At 42.6% G+C, this 18176-nt stretch carries 15 protein-coding genes; 4 read left to right on the top strand and 11 right to left on the bottom strand.

Annotated features, from left to right (window positions below):
• The first annotated feature begins 17 nt into the window (after window positions 1–17).
• Window positions 18–512: a GNAT family N-acetyltransferase gene (locus tag AABS66_RS08215; RefSeq protein WP_206086710.1), complete on the top strand. Its 495-nt coding sequence runs from the start codon at window positions 18–20 to the stop codon at window positions 510–512.
• Between the two features lie 171 nt (window positions 513–683).
• Here AABS66_RS08215 and AABS66_RS08210 read toward each other — a convergent pair whose 3' ends face one another.
• From AABS66_RS08210 to ttrS, 11 genes are all read right to left on the bottom strand, one after another.
• On the bottom strand, window positions 684–1121 hold the full coding sequence (locus AABS66_RS08210) for a universal stress protein (RefSeq protein WP_206086711.1): 438 nt from the start codon (window positions 1119–1121) through the stop codon (window positions 684–686).
• Between the two features lie 218 nt (window positions 1122–1339).
• A complete protein-coding gene (locus AABS66_RS08205; protein ID WP_206086712.1) occupies window positions 1340–1909 on the bottom strand; it encodes a tetratricopeptide repeat protein in 570 nt (189 codons plus the stop codon).
• Between the two features lie 597 nt (window positions 1910–2506).
• Window positions 2507–2914, bottom strand: coding sequence for an acyl-CoA thioesterase (locus AABS66_RS08200; protein WP_206086713.1), 408 nt, complete (start codon window positions 2912–2914; stop codon window positions 2507–2509).
• A gap of 206 nt (window positions 2915–3120) precedes the next feature.
• Window positions 3121–3477, bottom strand: a complete 357-nt coding sequence (locus AABS66_RS08195; protein WP_272538704.1) for a hypothetical protein — start codon at window positions 3475–3477, stop codon at window positions 3121–3123.
• Between the two features lie 108 nt (window positions 3478–3585).
• A complete protein-coding gene (locus AABS66_RS08190) occupies window positions 3586–5004 on the bottom strand; it encodes an FAD-dependent oxidoreductase (protein ID WP_430224758.1) in 1419 nt (472 codons plus the stop codon).
• Window positions 5005–5291: 287 nt separating this feature from the next.
• Window positions 5292–6086: a PhzF family phenazine biosynthesis protein gene (locus tag AABS66_RS08185; RefSeq protein WP_430224757.1), complete on the bottom strand. Its 795-nt coding sequence runs from the start codon at window positions 6084–6086 to the stop codon at window positions 5292–5294.
• Between the two features lie 141 nt (window positions 6087–6227).
• A complete protein-coding gene (locus AABS66_RS08180; protein ID WP_206086717.1) occupies window positions 6228–7757 on the bottom strand; it encodes a peptide MFS transporter in 1530 nt (509 codons plus the stop codon).
• Between the two features lie 383 nt (window positions 7758–8140).
• Window positions 8141–9367, bottom strand: a complete 1227-nt coding sequence (mdtG, locus tag AABS66_RS08175) for a multidrug efflux MFS transporter MdtG (protein WP_206086718.1) — start codon at window positions 9365–9367, stop codon at window positions 8141–8143.
• A 215-nt stretch (window positions 9368–9582) separates the two neighbouring features.
• Complete coding sequence (locus AABS66_RS08170) at window positions 9583–10527, bottom strand: Kdo(2)-lipid IV(A) acyltransferase (RefSeq protein ID WP_206086719.1); 945 nt, start codon at window positions 10525–10527, stop codon at window positions 9583–9585.
• 74 nt (window positions 10528–10601) lie between these two features.
• Window positions 10602–11198: a tetrathionate respiration response regulator TtrR gene (gene ttrR / locus AABS66_RS08165; protein ID WP_206086720.1), complete on the bottom strand. Its 597-nt coding sequence runs from the start codon at window positions 11196–11198 to the stop codon at window positions 10602–10604.
• 115 nt (window positions 11199–11313) lie between these two features.
• The gene (ttrS, locus tag AABS66_RS08160) at window positions 11314–13071 is read right to left on the bottom strand and encodes a tetrathionate respiration histidine kinase TtrS (protein ID WP_206086721.1); all 1758 of its coding nucleotides are present in this window, start codon (window positions 13069–13071) and stop codon (window positions 11314–11316) included.
• A 254-nt stretch (window positions 13072–13325) separates the two neighbouring features.
• On the opposite strand from ttrS, the gene ttrB reads away from it, so the two are divergent.
• The 3 genes from ttrB to ttrA are packed head-to-tail and all read left to right on the top strand — an operon-like array spanning window position 13326 to window position 18158.
• Window positions 13326–14063: a tetrathionate reductase subunit TtrB gene (gene ttrB, locus AABS66_RS08155; RefSeq protein WP_206086722.1), complete on the top strand. Its 738-nt coding sequence runs from the start codon at window positions 13326–13328 to the stop codon at window positions 14061–14063.
• A complete protein-coding gene (gene ttrC / locus AABS66_RS08150) occupies window positions 14045–15091 on the top strand; it encodes a tetrathionate reductase subunit TtrC (RefSeq protein WP_206086723.1) in 1047 nt (348 codons plus the stop codon). The genes ttrB and ttrC overlap by 19 nt, the downstream gene beginning before the upstream one ends.
• On the top strand, window positions 15084–18158 hold the full coding sequence (ttrA, locus tag AABS66_RS08145) for a tetrathionate reductase subunit TtrA (protein WP_272538701.1): 3075 nt from the start codon (window positions 15084–15086) through the stop codon (window positions 18156–18158). The genes ttrC and ttrA overlap by 8 nt, the downstream gene beginning before the upstream one ends.
• Window positions 18159–18176: the final 18 nt, after the last annotated feature.

The raw sequence follows: 18176 nt of genomic DNA, 5'->3' as shown, positions 1-18176 counted from the left end.
TTTATCGAGTGACAAATATGCCTATCCAGTTTTTACGACTTCCCCAAATTCCAACAGCTGAGATTATTGCGCTAAATACACACCCATTAGTATTGAAGCATATGCCTCTGGGGGATGCACTATTTGATGAAGCATTTTGCCGAAATTGGGTTGCGGGAAAAGAGCAGCATTGGAGCCAGTATGGTTATGGCGTTTGGGCATTTGTTATCGATGGACAATTTGCGGGGTGGGGTGGGCTGCAAAATGAAAACGGTGATGCGGATTTAGCCCTTGTTTTGCATCCAGTATTTTGGGGGGAAGGCAAACGGATTGCGGTACAAATGATCCAAAAGGCTTTTAGTTCCCTGAATATTGATTCCCTAACCATTCATTTGCCGTTAACAAGACTTAAGCTAGCGGCGTTATTGCGCTATGGATTTGTCGAAGACGGTTTGGTTGATTTTGATGGCGTACCGTTTAAACGGTTTAGGCTGAAAAAAGCCGATAAAAAGATGAAAAAAACCCTGCTATAAAAGCAGGGCGTGAAAATCACGAAAATGTTTATGAGCCTATAATTTACCGCAATTAGCGATGAAATAGTCTTATAAAGTGTATGGATTTATACGTTTTTGTAACATTCATTGAGCTTAAACTTATCATTGGTAAAGTAAGATAAAATTACTAAAAATTGTAGATAGTAAAGCTTATCTGACAACCAGTACGCTTGTTTTTGCGTAACGTACGACGGATGCTGCATTTGAACCTAATAAATAGGTTGTCATACTCGGGCGACGTGAACCCAGTAAGATAATATCAGCATTAATATCTTCGGCAGTGGCTAAAATTTCATCTTTAACCGAACCAACACTCGCCTTTGCATGCACTTTTTCCGCAGGAATTGAAAACAACTTAATTTTCTCTTGTAACTCAGCAAGAATAATCTCAGCTTGTTTTTCATCATTCGGGAAATCGCCTGGTAAAATGGTGCCACCATAGCGTAGATAATTAGAAATTGGGGCCGTGACCGCAAGAAAATGAACATTAGCATTATTCAATTTTTGCAGAGAATTGACATGTGGAACTAACATATTGGTCAGAGCATCTTCGGTTACATCGATCGGAACTAAAATTGTATTGTACATAAATTCTCCTTTTTTCTTTTATATTATAAGTTTAGAACATTCTTATACATTTTGATATTGATTATTCATACTAGAATAGTAACTGATTGGTTGGTGATGGGGTGTGAGCCAGTAGTCGCAATCAGATTTTTAGCAAAGAAAAAATAAAAACGAACATGACCGATGATGGTGATGTTCGTCAAAATAGGAAAGTTTTAATCTAGAGGAAAAGGGCTGGATTATTTTTTAGAGCACGCTTCTTTAATGCCAGCTTTACAGGCTTGCGCTAGGTAATCAGCCGCTAATTTATCATTAATTTCGGTACCTTCACCATTCTCAAGCATCTTTCCGAGCTGATATTGTGCGGGAGGAAATTTTTTCTCAGCTGATTTTTGGAACCACTCAAATGCGGTAATATAGTTTTGTTTTACCCCAATACCTTGATAATAAAATTGCCCCATATAGTTTTGTGCTTCAACATTCCCTTTATTCGCTGATTTTTCAAATAACTCCATCGCAGTTTCAAGGTTTTGTTCTACACCATTACCATTTAGGTACATATCGCCTAAAAATAGCTGAGCATCAGAATTGCCTTTATTTGAGGCCATCGTCAGCCATTTTTTGGCTTTACCGTAGTCTTGTTTCAGCTCATTACCCAGGTAGTAACCAATTCCAAGCATCACTTGTGCTTTAATATCGCCTTTTTGGGCTTCTTGCTCAATACGTTTGATGGTTTCTTTAGGAACCGCAGCAACACTGAGATTAATGGATAAAATAAAGATAAAAATAAGTGAAAGAATTCTAAGCATGGTTTTATTTCTTATGTCATCGATGTTTATTACTATTATTTATAGGCTATAAAATGTATTTTTGCACATTAATTATTGAACTCGCCAACTACTTCAAGCATATATGTAATGCCATAGTGCAGATATCGCGTTTTAAATAATAAATATTCTTTTCAGGCGTTACACCCTTTTAGGGTAATTAGCGTGTTGAAATACTCTACGTCCATAATGGGTAAATTACAATATCTATTCTAAATTACATCTTATAGGAGTATTTTTGTGGTGTTAAAATATGACACTATATGATTGTTGTAACAAGATATTAATGTTTTTTTATTTTTTAAACTAAGTATTTCTAATTATGATAATTATATATTAATAGACATTTTATGAATAACGTAAAAATTAATTTTTTGTGGAAAATCCTTTTTGGTGAATTATGCCAAAAAATATCATAACTTAAACGAAAAATAGCTTTATTTAACGATTTTGGATATAACGATATGAAAAATAGAAAACTTAAATAATGAAAGGTTAGAAAGATAAATAAAGTGTGAATAAAAATAGGTTCACACTTTATTTACACCAAAAAGGTGATTGTTTCAGTTATTTTAAATATTATTCACCAAATAAGGGTGTTGGTTTTCCATTGTCATCAATGGCTACAAAGTTAAACTGGCCATGGATAACTTCTTCACGGCCTTCAGAATACATATCTTCCAAGAAGATGGATACATTCACCGTTAAGCTGGTTCTACCGACTCGGATGACTTTTCCGACTAATTCAACAATCGTGCCTGATGGAATGGGATGTGTAAAATTGATCTTTTCTGTAGAAACGGTCACTAAACGTTTTCGGCTAAAGCGGGTTGCAGTGATAAAAGAGACTTCATCCATCCATGCTAAAGCTGTACCACCAAATAAGGTGCTATGGTGGTTAGTTGTGGTCGGGAATACAACTTTAGAAACGCGGGAAATGGATTGTTCGATTTTTTGTGCGATGACATCATCAACGATGGAACTCATGGTTGGGCCTTACAGTTGTTACTTAGTGTATTAATAATGTTAAGGCTAAGTGTAATACTCATCACAAATAATTACAGCAATAAATGAGAAGTGAATCGATCCAGTTTGGAAGGTTTTTGAAATAGAGCACATTTTGCTATCGTGATGATAAAAATGTATTCATCCACACCGATATGGTGTGAATGAAAACGAATAAAATGAGCCAGTTAGTTATCTAAATATTCAGCACTCATTCGAATGGCTTTTGCATTATCACCACTTTTTACGCAAGATACCAAAAAGGCTTTGGATTCTGTCCAAATAGTGGCGGAAAAATCTTTACCATCAACATCTTTTTCGATGGTAATCGGGTAATTTTCAACACCATCTAACCACTCTTTTAAGCCAGATTTACAGGTTGCAAAATCCTCTTTTGCTATCGAGCCATCTAAGGTAGGCGTTGCAGTTTGGGGTTTTTTCCCAGAAGCAATCATATTTTCAACTTGCTCTAGGGTGTAGTTTTTCTCTGCCACTACGCCGAAACTCACTAACGAAATCATCATTCCTAATAATAACTTGTTCATAATCACTCCATTTGATTTAAGTCGAGAATGTTAAGGGATTGAGGAATATTAGGCAATAAAAAACCCTCCAACTTGGAGGGTTTTTGTGATCGCGATGAAGCGAATAAACTAGCTGAATCTGTACAGGCTAAATGGTTTTATATTCAGTGCAGGTTCTTTGCCTAACAATAAGTCGGCAGTTAATTCAGACGAAACTGGGCTTTCTGTCATGCCCCAACCTGTTGCGGTATTGATAACCAGACCCGGGTATTCATTAACTTGGGAAATAATTGGGTGTTCATCTGGTGCGATGGCCATTGCTCCGCTCCATTGATCAATCAGTTTTGAGTCTTTAAATGCAGGGAATTCGGTTTTTAGTTTCTCAAATGATGCATTCAGTTCTGGCAGGTCTGGTAATGCTGTCATATTTCTGTGTTTTTCAAACGGTGAAACTTCATTCAATTTCCAGCTAGTTGGCTCTGTGAATGAGTTAATCAGTTGCTCATTTAACGAAATGTGCACTGGGAAATCAGGCATTGATAATAATGGGATATATTTATAGCCGTAAACGAAGGAATCTTTCACCACTGGTGCGACGATAACACGTGGAGAAGTTGCATAAGTGCCATCAGCTTGTTCACGGAAGAAGATATTACCTGGTAATGCGACGTTACCACCTGGCGCTGTTGGTGAACCAGAAATTAACTGTTGGGATTGATAAGCAGGCAGAGTTGGGACGTCTACCCCTAAATTCTGCATAAACAAGCGTGACCAAACACCGCCAGCCACAACGACACGAGAGGTTTTGATCGCCCCTTTTTCCGTAACGACATCTGAAATTGCGCCACCTTGAGTTTCTAACCCTCTTGCTGCGCAGTTGGTGTAAATTTTGATCCCCAGTTTTTTGGCATGCTCTGCCATCACGAAGGTCGCAATTTCAGCATCTAAACTGCCTGAATCTTCTTCAAATCCAGCAATGCTCCATTTAGATTGTGCACCTTTTAGGCGCTGATCTAACTCTGCACCTTCAATAATACGAGTTTTGAATGGGATGTCAGAACCGACATTTTTGCTGGTGGTATCAATCCACTCTCTCACGTTGACTAAGTCTTCTTCGTCAAGAGGGACTTCAACACGGCCTTGGGTGCGATAGCTGGTATCAGCACCGACTTTGGCATTCATCTCTCTCCAGCGATGTTTACCGAGATGGTGAAGTAAGAAGGTTTCTTCTGGCATTTTATAGGTGATAACTTGGCCGTAGAAACGGGATGATTGCTCACCCGCGATATTGCCTTTTTCAACGATGACAACATCTAAGCCTCGACCGACTAATTCAATAGCAGTCATAATCCCTAGAATTCCAGCACCAATAACAACGACGTCAGCTTGTTGTGGTAGTGCACCTTCCGTCCCTGCAACGAAGCCATGTCTTGGCTTACCAGGTACAAAGCGACCTTCACGCGTTAGCATTGGCGTTAAAATTCCAGCACCAGCGGCTACAGTGACAACCGCGCCACCAATAAGAAATTTTCTTCTAGTAATAGCCATTTATAGAGTTCCTTATATAGAATGAGTTTTTAACAGTTAATCAAAGCGTTAATAAGTAATACTTATAATTGCAATTATATTTTTAATTATAATTATGATTGTAAACTAATTTAACGTTGATTTAAAATTTTTAATTAAATGTTAAAAAAATTATTATCTAATCTGAGATAAGGAACACAAAAGAGAGGGAAGAGTCATACTCATCACATGCCGAACATCATTTAATGTCATTGTTGTGAGTGCGGATATTGGTTGAAGTATGCGCTCTTGAATCTAGATTTTGTAGTTTATTGATTAATTTGAATTTTACCTGTTAGGAATAAGGCTGCATTTCCTGTTAGCTTAACTCTGCCGTTATTGACCTCGCAGTGGATTATACCGCCTCTTTTCGAGAGTTGTTTTCCGACTAATGCTGTTTTTTGTAATCGTTCTGCCCAAATTGGGGCAATGGCACAGTGTGAAGTGCCAGTGACAGGGTCTTCATTTACCCCCTTGGCGGGGGCAAAATAGCGTGATACGAAGTCACAGTCGTCTTCAGTACTTTGTGCTGTAATTGTTAACCCTGGCAGAGGAAGTTGTGCAAGGCGTTGCATGTCTGGTTGGCAGTTTTCGATTTGCTGTCTATTTGAAAGAAAACACAGATAGCGGTCTTTGGCGAGCCAAAGCTCAGCAATTTCAACACCTAAAATATCAGCAAGTTCAGGGAATTGTATTGGTGAACTGAGAACTGAATCAAGGATGGGAAAATCAAGAGTGAGGCCTTGTTCACTGCAGGTTACCACTAATTCTCCCGAAAGTGATTTAAAGACGATTGGCTGGGCGTGTTGCTGTAATACATGGTTAAGGACATAAGCCGTAGCTAAAGTGGCATGGCCACATAAGGCAACTTCCATTTTTGGGGTAAACCAGCGGATATGTTGACCGACTAAAAATGCCGTTTCCGATAAATTAATTTCCGCGGCAATGGCAATGAGCATATGATCAGGTAGCCAATCATTCAGTAGTACAATGGCTGCGGGATTCCCTTGAAATAAGGTATCTGTAAAGGCATCAACATAGTAGACAGGTAGAGAAAGGGACATACTTAACATTCCGGCTTATGGTAGATAAGACAGTGAGTATAATCTGATTAGAAAAAAATAATAAGCTAAGTAATCGTATGGGAAGAAAGAAAACTGCCCAACAACAATATGTCATTGAGCAGTTCAAGTTAATGAAGATAACTACGCTTTGGCTTCGTTTTTATCCGCATTTTTAAGCATCTTTCTTACTGGAATAATCAGTGCGGCCAATACGACAGCACAGATAACCAACGCGATAGATACGTGGGAGAACAATTCAGGCATGGAATCCAGTTGGTCTTTACGGATGTTACCGCCCATAATACCTGCCGCTAAGTTTCCTAATGCACTGGCACAGAACCACAGCCCCATAACCTGACCACGCATTTTTTGCGGTGCTAGCAAGGTCATTGTTGCTAAACCAATTGGGCTTAGGCACAGTTCACCTAAAGTCAGTAATAAGATACTGCCCACTAGCCAGAACGGTGAAACGCCACTTTGTGTTGCTAATACTTGGTTTGCTGCAACCATCATGATAGCGAAACCGCCCGCGGCAAATAAAATACCGATAACAAATTTTGTCATACTGCTTGGGTTCATATTGCGCTTAGCAAGGGATGGCCAGAACCAGCTAAATACAGGAGCTAGCAAAATAATGAACAGAGCATTAATGGATTGGAACCAAATGGTTGGGATTTCAAAGCTACCCATTTGGCGATCGGTATAGTCACGAGCGAAAATGTTAAATGAAGTCGGTTTTTGCTCGAAGGCTGACCAGAAGAACGCGGCTGCAACCAGTAAAATCAAACAAGCTAATAAGCGTGAGCGTTCACTGCTATTTAAACCTGCAAAGAAGAACATAAACAGGAAGTAGATGCCCACACAGGTTGAAATCACGTAAGCAGAACTTTTAGCGATCATTGATGCGTTGAATGGGATTGTGCCGTTATCGATTAAGATAACCAATACCGCGAGCAATGCCATCGCAAAAGTGACCCATTTACCGACATTTTTACGTTGAACTGTCGGGTGGTTCCAAGTGGAATCTAAGCCGACTTCTTTGTCGTAACGACGCATTTGCGGAATAGCATAGAAGCGGAAGATTAACAGCGCCACTAACATCCCTAAACCACCGAGGCCAAAGCCTAAATGCCAACCGTATTTTTCATGCAATGGGCCAATGATTAATGGTGCAATAAATGAACCCATATTGATACCCATATAAAACAGGGAGAAACCGCCATCACGGCGTGTATCTTCTTTCTTATACAGGGTACCTACCATCACGGTGATACAGGTTTTAAACAGCCCCGTTCCGAGTACGATCAGCAATAGACCAACAAAGAAGAAGGTATTCGTTAAAAATGCAGACATTGCGATGGATAAGTGACCAAATGCAATGATCAATGAGCCGTACCAAACCGCTCTGCGTTGGCCTAACCAGTTATCAGCTAACCAGCCGCCTGGTAACGAAGTGATGTAAACACCACCTGCAAAGATACCAACGATAGCAGAGGCTTGTTCAATTGGCAGCTCCATGCCGCCTTGTAAGAGTGCCGCACTCATAAACAGAATAAGTAGCGGGCGAACGCCGTAGAAAGAGAACCTTTCCCACATTTCGGTAAGGAAAAGTGAACTCAGCGGGTATGGATGCCCGAAAAAAGTTTTTGTTTTAGTCGCAGAATTATTCATCTGTGAACTCCCATAAATCATCTCTTGAGAGGTTGTGCATGATATAAAACACCAAGCCGAGCGCCTGAGTGTCGATTATTATTTGATATGTTAACTTTCAGTTTGGAAACATATTTTTAACATACATTATTATAGAATCGCCTATAAACAGAATGAATTTATTGTAAAAGGCGAGGTTTTAAGGTGAAAAGTCGATATAACTCTCATTTTTCACGATAAGGTAGGGGAAGATACAGGATTTTCATTGACAATAAAAGAAAGAATTTTGAATCGATTAAGTTGTTATTAAACAGTTGGTTAATCATATAAAGTATTATTTTTTCGTTAAGAAAACAATAAAGCTTATAAAGCATCAGGTTTTTGGTTAAAAACTATCTGGCTAATTATTGCTCAGTTGGTGAAGCGCGTAGGCCATCTGATTGGCGTCGAATAATGAGCCAAGAATAGATAAGATTAAAAAGGACTAAAGCAGCTGTGAAGAAAAAGACAGCTCTGAAACCATAGGTTGCTGCAACAAACGACCCCATCAGCGGCCCCGTTACATTCCCCACATCCCGCAAAGCTTGGTTATAGCTGAAAATACGGCCAGTCACTTGGTGCGAAATATTATAAATAATTAGCGTCTGAACCGCTGGCAGCAAGGCGGCGTTGAGTGCCCCTAATAAAAAGCGTAGGAAGCCTAGCTCCCAATAGCTACTCACGAGCCCCATCGGGAATAACACGAAAATTGAAGTGCCTAAAACAGCCAATAGGACTTTTTCAGGGCCAATTCGATCACTTAATTTACCTAGCATTGGTGCGCTGATTAACGCGGCGACGCCAGGAATAGATGCAATCACTCCACTAACAAATGCTAGGTTTTCAAGGGAGTCTGACAGTTCTCGAACATAAAGGGTAATGACAGGGTTAATGGAACCCATTGCGGCCTGAATAATCATGGTGGTGAAAAATAAGCTGATGACCAAGTTTTTATTCCGTAGGGAGGCAAAAACCTGTTTACTGGTTAAGGCATCTTTGCGCGAAACAGGGGTGAAACGTTCGCGAACATAAAAAAGGGTGACGAAAAAACAGATAAATAGAACGGTTGCTGTGATAAAAAAGACGGGGCGTAAACCATACTGGTCAGCAAGGAACCCACCAATTAATGGGCCAATGAGCGCACCACTCACAGCCCCCGTGGCCAAAACGCCCATTGCCCAGCCACTTTTTTTCACTGGAATTTGTGTGGCGATTAGCGCATTGGCATTGGGCACAAAGCCACCAAGCAAGCCGAGTAAGGCTCTGAGTGCCAATAATTGCCAGATATTTTGTGCAAAGCCAATCAAGACCATCACAATCGCCATGCCAAGCGCAGAGCGCAGCAGCATTAACTTACGACCTTTACGGTCAGATAGCCGCCCCCAGAACGGCGCGGCGATGGCGGAAAACAGAAAAGTAATACTGAAAACAGCGCCGGTCCATAAATTCAACGAAGCGTGGTCTTTGACGCCGAGCTCTTCAATATAAAGGGGAAGAAAAGGCATGATTAAGCTAAAGGCAGCACCTGTTAAGAAGCAGCCGAACCAGACGACGTATAAGTTTCTTTTCCAGTAATTACCTTTTCCCGTCATATTTTCCCTTTATATTCAGACCGCTTATTTTCCTGTTATATTCAGACCGACAGCGTTGTTGCCGTCACTCAGCTACTCAGGTCACATACTTGTGTACGCTCCTTGGGATATCTTCATTTAGGCGCCTCGCTGTAGGCCTGACTATTTAGGGAAAACTTTCCATCTATTTAGGAAAAACTCTTTGTTAGGTAGGGCTACAGCTATTTTGTCATAAATTAATGATGAATTTTATCGAGGTCGCCATACAGCGATGCTTCACCTTGTGGGCGCGTTTTAAAACGGCGATGTAGCCACATATATTGCTCGGGCGCACGCAAAATTTCTTTTTCGATGACTTGGTTCATCATCGCTGCAGTTGCCACATTGTCTTCTACAGGGAAATTATCCACTGCAGGTTGAATGAGAAGCTCATATCCTTTGCCGTTGGGTAAACGTCGTGGGACAAAAGGGACAACCAGTGGGTTGGCTAAGCGAAGTAATATTTGTGAGCCATTAGTGGTTGCTGCCTTTTCAACCGCAAACAACGGTGCGAAGGTACTATTGCGTGGGCCATAATCGTGATCAGGGGCATACCAGAGAATTTCCCCGTCCTTCAGAGCACGTACCATCCCTTTGACATCTTTACGGTCGAGCATGTATTTATTTGAACGTAAACGCCCACGGGTTTGTAGCCAGTCAATCAGTTTATTATCGTTAGCACGATATACCCCAATACCTGGGTTTAGCATACCAAAAGCACGCCCGCCTATTTCTAAGGTGAGAAAATGTATGCCAAGCACGATAATCCCGCGGCCAGTCTCTTGGGCAGATAACATATTTTCACGGCCTTCGACCTTAACCCAACGTTTAATGCGCCAATCAGGCCAAAACCATGCTATACCCGTTTCAAATAATCCCATACCGACAGATTCGAAATTTTTATCAATATAGTGTTGCCTATCTTGCATACTCATCTCTGGAAAACACAGTTGCAGGTTACGATCGGCAATTTGTACGCGTTTTTTTAGAAAGCGCTTGGATAATAACCCTAGGCGAGTCCCCATCCAATAGATAACAGGGTAAGGCAGTAAAACAAGAAGATAAAGTACAGTAACACCTATCCACGTTAACCAGTAGCGAGGATGAAGTAGGTGTTTTTGAAAAGTAGGCGCTGGTATCATTAGTATCCGATTATTTTTAGTCTGTAATGGTGAATTTTTATTAATTAGGTTTAATTGAATCTAATTATATCAAATTATTTTTTTAATAAGTTCACTGACTGCATGGTACTCATTAATTCAGCGATGTTTCTCACCGCCATTTTTTCCATCACGCGAGAACGATGCACTTCAACAGTACGTACTGAAACACAGGTAGCTTCAGCAATTTCACGGTTAATTAAACCTTGGAGCACATAGCGACAGATTTCTTTTTCGCGGGGTGTTAGCATTTCATAGCGTTGTTTAATTAGATAATTTTCGGTGGATTGCGTGGTTTGCCGTTGAGCTTGCTCAAGAGTTTTTGCCAATTGTTGGCTATCAATCGGTTTTTGTAGAAAATCCACGGCACCAAGTTTGACTTGCTCAACCGCCATCGGAATATCCCCATGCCCAGATAGAAAAATCACGGCTAAGGTGCTGTGCTGATCGCACAGATATTGGTGGACTTGCCGACCATCTAGCTTTGGCATGCGCATATCAAGCAAAACCACCCCCTCTTGGTGAAGGGCTGCATGTTGAATAAATTGTTCACTGTCATTCCAAACGGTAACAGTGTAGCCCAGCGTTTCAAGTAAAAACTGGCAGGCGTCGGTCACATCGGTGTCATCATCCACTAGATGGATAACTGGCATAAATACATACCTCGTCGTGTAGAGGGTGACTATTAAGATAGATACTAGTCAGCTCAATAAAGCTATTGTCACATATAATTAATCTGAATGTTATCAATTGCGTGGCATACAGTGCTTAGTGGTGCAAATTATCGGGATAATTAAAAATTAATGTGACTCGCAAGCCGTTTAATCCATCATCACTCAGGTTGTTTTCAATACGAATATCCCCACCTTGACTTTGAATCAAGCGCTGGCAAATCACTAAGCCAAGCCCTAAGCCTTCTTTTTTGGTGGTTGCGAATGGGGTTATCCCTTGTTCAAGTTGTTCTAAAGGCATACCCCCTGCATCATCTTGCAAGACCAGTAAAAAGCGGTTTTGGGCAAAATGAAAACCAAAGTGTAATGTGTTGGCTCCTGCTTGCAGGCTGTTGCTGACTAAGTTGGACAATAATTGCTCCAATAGGGTCTCTGGCAGTACCAACGACACATCTTGGGTGTCTGGTAGTAATAATTTTGCATTAGGGTAATGTTGGTCAACGCGTAAAAGTTGCCAAATATGCTTAATAGCTTGTTTAACAGATTGTTGGCTTAAAATTAGTGCTGGGTCTTGCCCTGGCTTACCCGCCCAAAGACGTAAATTACGGATGATATCCGCCCCACGTTGGGCTTGGTCGTCAATCTTTGTTAAGGCATTAATTAAAGGATGCTTTTCCGACTCTTTATTCAGCCGCAAAATACACCCTTGTGCATAGTGCCGAATAGCCGATAACGGTTGATTGAGTTCATGAGCAAATCCTGAAGCCATTTCTCCTAAAATATTCAACCGTTGAGCTTTTTGTAAATCTGCCTCTTGCTGGCGCAGTCGGTTATGCGCCACTTCTAATTGACGACTTCGGCGGCGAACTAAAAATGCAATCCATACGTGGTTCACCCCAAGAAGGACAAAAAATAGGGCAACAAAGCCAAGGGTAATTTGGTTTTGAATTGTCCAACTGACAATATCTTGCCAAATTTGCCGCTGCTGTGGATGTTGGTTCACATCCCGCAAAAGGGTTTCCACTTGGGTAACGGAGGCGGGGGCTCCCCAGCGCATAGTACTTTTATCTGTTGAAAGTAAGGTTTTAGTGACCTTGTCGACAAGGTTATCTGGCACTTCGCTTAGGGCCGCAAATGACCAATTGGGATAAAGTTCCGTGCTGGTCAGGCAAGACAGAGAACTAGGATGTTGAATAAGCGGTCGGAATTGCGTTTTATCAATTAGCCCTTCACTGTGCATATTTTCCAATAAACAAACAGGAACGATTGCGGCTGACAGTGAACCATCGCGTAAGGCATACAGCAGGGCATCCGCAGGGAAGCCTAAAAACTGCATTTGAAAATCTTTTTCGGCGTCATAGCCTAAATCTCGCAGCACTTTATAGCCTAATAAATACCCACCAAAAGCATCGGGGGAAATCGCCCCCACTTTTTTACCAATCAAATTTTGAGGTTCAGTCATGTCACTGTTATTGCGTACCAGTATCAGACTACCAATCACGTTGCGGGTGGTGCTATTAGGCTCGACATCGGAACGCAAGGAAAGTAGCCACCGTAAGTGGTAGCGGCTGTCGAGCTGAATAAACTGTGCTGGGTTAGTCAGTAAGAAATCAATTTTTTGGTTGGAAATGGCTTCACGCATTTCATCGAGATTTAAGGGCTGGAGAGTGAAGCGTTCTCCTGGAATTGAATCATTTAACGTATCGACTAAAGGTTGCCAGTGAGATTGTGTGGAACTGGGGCCACGCAAAGCCAAAACGCCGATTGTCCATTGCGCAGAAATCGCAGGAAATGACCATGTTAAAAACATGGTTAATAGTATGTGATACAACAGTATAGGCGATTTTTTTAACATATTTGGGTTATTCGTTGCGTTAGATCAATTTAGCTTCGGGTATGTGGTAAACCACAATAGGGCGCTGGCTCCTCTCTTCCTACAATGGCACTACAAGCTTTACCAAGATAACACACCAGTTTTAAAGAGAAATAAGAATTTCTGCGGTTATCTTAACTGGACTGAATCGATTGTCAATAATGCTTGTAAAACAAATAACATATTGATTAATAACTTTTATTTTCGCATTAGCAATGTCAATACTGGAGCCAATTATGGATCTGAGTAAACGAAAATTTCTACAACAAATTGGGGCAGTGACGGCGGGTGCGTCGTTAATTCCAATCTCGGAGGCTGGCCTAAACTTATCTCCAACGCGTCATGAAGGCAATCCTGAAAAACGTTATGGGATGTTAATCGACTTACGTCGTTGTATTGGCTGCCAATCTTGCACTGTAAGTTGCTCGGTTGAAAACCAAACGCCACAAGGCCAATTTAGAACCACCGTTAACCAATATCAAGTGGCGGTTAAAGGTGAGGAAGGTTTTACCAACGTACTTCTGCCACGCTTATGTAACCACTGTGATTCACCTCCTTGTGTTCCTGTATGCCCTGTTCAAGCCACTTTCCAACGGGAAGACGGCATTGTTGTGGTTGATAATGAACGTTGCGTCGGCTGTGCTTATTGTGTACAGGCTTGCCCGTATGATGCCCGCTTTATTAATCATTCCACACAAACTGCAGATAAATGTACTTTCTGTGCACATCGTTTAGAAGTGGGTTTATTACCCGCATGCGTTGAATCTTGTGTGGGCGGTGCACGTATTATTGGTGACTTAAAAGACCCGAACAGCACCATTCGTAAAATGCTGACTGAACATGAAGCGGAAATTAAAGTGCTCAAACCAGAAAGTGGCACATTACCACAAGTTTTCTATATCGGTTTGGATGATGCATTTGTAGAGCCGCTACAAGGCAAAGGGCAACCCGCATTATGGCAGGAGGTGTTCTGATGGACGGTCAAGTGACATATATTTCTGAAATTATGGCTCAGCCACAAGAATTTTTCTGGCTACCGTGGGCCGTGCAATACTTTTTCTTTATCGGAATCGCTTCTTGCGCTGTGCTGTATGCGTGTTACCTGCATTGGCAAAATAAAAGCGAAAATGGCCGATTAGAGATGATCGCTGTGTTCATCGCGATCACCATGGGGATCACCGCACCACTCGCGTTAACGGCAGACTTGCACCAAACCGCACGGGTTTGGCATTTCTACGCACACCCAACACTGTGGTCTTGGATGTGGTGGGGCTCGGTTTTATTACCATTATTCACCACATTCATTGGGTTATATTTTGTTGCCCTGATTGTGAAAATGATTTGGAAAAAAGAGTTTAAAGCGACCCGTTGGGTGGCATTGCTAGCGGCGTTATCTGCAATGGGCTTATTGCTGTACACCGGCCGTGAAGCGTCAATCTTAAACGCACGTCCAATCTGGTATAGCTGGTGGATGCCAGTATTAATGTTCCTAAGTGCGTTGCAAGTTCTGCCTGCATTGATTGGTTTAGGTGCTCGCAAAGAGCCACAATACCAAAACCGTTTAGCCCGTTTCCAAGTGATTACCCTGCTGTTATTTGCCGTGTGTTTCGCTCTGTGGTTATCAGGGGATACCATATCAGGGATCGCGGTACGCCAACAGTTGGATACTGCAAGTGCAGGTTGGTGGATGCTGATGGGGGTTTGTGCGCTGTGGTTAATCACATTTGTGATGTCAGTGAGCAATGTAAAAGCTATCCGTTCAGTACCTTACATTACCGTTTTAGCCTTAGTTTCGATGGCTTTTGCTTGGACACTACGTTGGATTTTCCTGATGGAAGTTCAAGCGGTTCCAAAATATAACATTATCGCGAATCCATACCACTTCCCTCTGGGGACTGACGGCTTAATGGCTATTGTAGGCACATTTGGTCTGTGGATTGCGTTAACAATTATTGTTCGTGAAGGTGTTCGCTGGTTTGCGAGGAGAGTGCAACATGGCTAAATTCTCAAGACGTCAATGGCTTAAAGGTGGTTTGGTTGTCGGTGGCATTGCGTTATTTGGTGCAAGCTACCGTGATGTGGCCAAACGTGCAGTCGATGGTTTGGTTAATGGCACCTCTGGTAAAGTCACGTTAGACCGCCTCAATGGCAACTCACTGCGTCCAGAAGGCCAAGCACTGAAAGGCTGGCAGGAAAACCCAGAACAAGTGGTGGCGATGACCCAATGTTTTGGTTGCTGGACTCAGTGTGGTATCCGTGCTCGTGTTGATACAGCGAAAAATGAAGTGCTGCGTATTGCTGGGAACCCGTACCACCCGTTATCTCACGAAGAGCATTTCCCCTATGGTATGCCGCTAAAAACTGCGTTCAACAAAATGAGCGGTGAGTCAGGTTTAGAACATCGTTCAACGGCATGTGCCCGTGGGGCGACCTTAATGGAAGGCTTAACCAGTCCACTGCGTATTTTAGAACCGATGAAACGTGTGGGTAAACGCGGTGAAGGTAAATGGGAGCGCATTAGCTTTGAACAACTGATTAAAGAAGTGGTTGAAGGCGGTGATTTATTCGGTGAAGGCCATGTGGATGGGTTAAGAGCCATTCGTGACCTTGAAACGCCATTAGACCCATCACAGCCTAAATTAGGCCCGAAAGCGAACCAATTGCTAGTGACTAACGCAGGGGACGATGGCCGCGACGGCTTTATTCGTCGCTTTGCACAAAACGGCTTTGGTAGCAAAAACTTCGGTGCGCACGGCTCTTACTGTGGCCTCGCTTACCGAGCAGGTTCGGGGGCATTGATGGATGACTTGGACAAAAACGCCCACGTCAAACCTGATTGGGATAACGTGCGTTTTGCCTTATTCCTCGGGACGTCCCCTGCACAATCGGGGAACCCGTTCAAACGTCAAGGCCGCCAGTTAGCGACAGCACGTTTACGTGATTCTTTTAATTATGTGGTTGTTTCCCCTGCATTGCCACTAACGACAACATTAGCCAATGACCATGGTCATTGGGTGCCTGTACAACCAGGGACGGATGCAGCGTTAGTGATGGGAATGATACGCTGGATCATCGAAAACGAGCGTTATAATGCAAAATACCTTAGCGTACCAAGCGAAAAATCAATGGAAGGCATGGGGGAAAAAAGTTGGACCAACTCCACCCATTTGGTTATCACTGATGACGCGCATCCATTAGCAGGCAAATTATTAATTTCCTCTTATCTTACTGGGGAAGAGGATGATGAAAAAGCCTATTTGGTTCAGGACGCTTCTGGTGAGTTGAAATTAGCAGATGATGTCCCTGCTGCGGAACTTTTTGTGACCCGCAAAGTGACATTGCATGATGGCAGCGAAGTCACAGTAAAATCAAGCTTCCAATGCCTGAAAGAAGCAGCAAATCGCATGACGCTTGAAGAATATAGCGAACGCTGCCATGTACCAGTGAAAACCATTGCATCACTGGGCAAAGCCTTAACTTCTTATGATAGAAAAGCAGCGGTCATTTCCCATGGCGGTATGATGGGAGGCAACGGCTTCTACACAGCATGGTCAGTCATAATGCTTAACGCCTTGATTGGTAATTTAAACCTGAAAGGCGGTGTGTCTGTTGGTGGCGGTAAATTCAACGGGGAGAACGATGGCCCACGTTACAATATGGCGAGTTACAAAGGCAAAGTGAAGCCAAAAGGTGTTGTGTTATCGCGCAGTAATGAAGTCTATGAAAAATCAGATGAATTTAAAGCAAGATTAGCCGCAGGTGAAAAACCGTATCCTGCAAAAGCCCCTTGGTATCCGTTTGCGAAAGGCCAATTAACGGAGCAACTGGCGTCTGCGTTGATGGGGTATCCGTATGCGCTTAAAGCGTGGATCACCAATATGACTAACCCGGTATATGGCATCGCGGGTATTCGTCAGGTTATGGAAGAAAAACTGAAAGATCCAAAACATCTCCCATTAATTATTGGTATTGATGCCTTTATGAATGAAACCACTGCGCTGGCAGATTACATTGTGCCAGATACCCATAACTTTGAAAGTTGGGGCTTCAGTGCGCCGTGGTCAGGTGTTCAAGTTAAGGCGAGTACCGCGCGTTGGCCAATTGTTGAGTCCCGTACAGCGAAAACCGCGGATGGCCAGCCAATTTCAATGGAAAGCTTCTGCATTGCGGTAGCAAAAGAGCTGAAATTACCTGGCTTTGGGGACAACGTGATTGAGGACATGGATGGCAACATGCATTCACTCAATACCGCAGAGGATTACTACTTGCGCGTGGCTGCTAATATGGCTTGGTTAGGGGAAAAACCCGTACCAGAAGCCGCAACAGAAGACATCCAAATCAGTGGTGTTGAACGTATTTTACCTGCGATCACTCGCACGTTGAAACCAGAAGAAGTGCGCCGTGTGGCTTACATCTTCACACGCGGTGGCCGTTTTGCACCGTATGAAAAAGCGTGGGATGGCGATGCAACAGGGCCACAATGGAAAAAAGGATTGCAGATTTGGAACCCAACTGTTGGGACTAACCGTCATGCAATTACGGGTGAACGTTACAGTGGCTGTCCAACTTACTATCCGCCACGTATGGCGAATGGTGATGACGTTAATAAAGTGTTCCCAGAAAAAGAGTGGCCACTGAAACTGATGTCATTTAAATCTCATGTAATGAGCAGTTCAACAACGGTGATTGAACGCTTACGTCATGTTAAACCGACCAACCTTGTGGCTATTCACCCTGATGATGCTGCGAAAATGGGGGTAAAACATGGTGATTGGATCCGCATCACCACGCCAGGTGGAAATGCAGAAGCTCAAGTCAGCGTGTTGGATGGTGTAATGCCAGGAGTGCTAGCGATTGAGCATGGTTATGGGCACACTGAAATGGGCGCTAAACAGCACTATTTAGATGGTGAACCAATGCCGATGAATGCGGCTAATGGTTCAGGTATTAATTTAAACGACCTCGGGTTTGCTGACCCAACGCGTGAAGTGGCAAATACTTGGCTTGATTGGGTATCGGGTGCTTCTGTTCGCCAAGGTTTACCAGCGAAAATTGAGTTAATCAGCTAGCTAGGTTTTAACGTAGTA

Origin of the sequence: Providencia sp. SP181 (assembly GCF_050446505.1) — a bacterium.
In the GTDB taxonomy this organism is placed as follows: domain Bacteria; phylum Pseudomonadota; class Gammaproteobacteria; order Enterobacterales; family Enterobacteriaceae; genus Providencia; species Providencia vermicola.
This window is presented reverse-complemented; position numbering and strand designations above follow the sequence as displayed.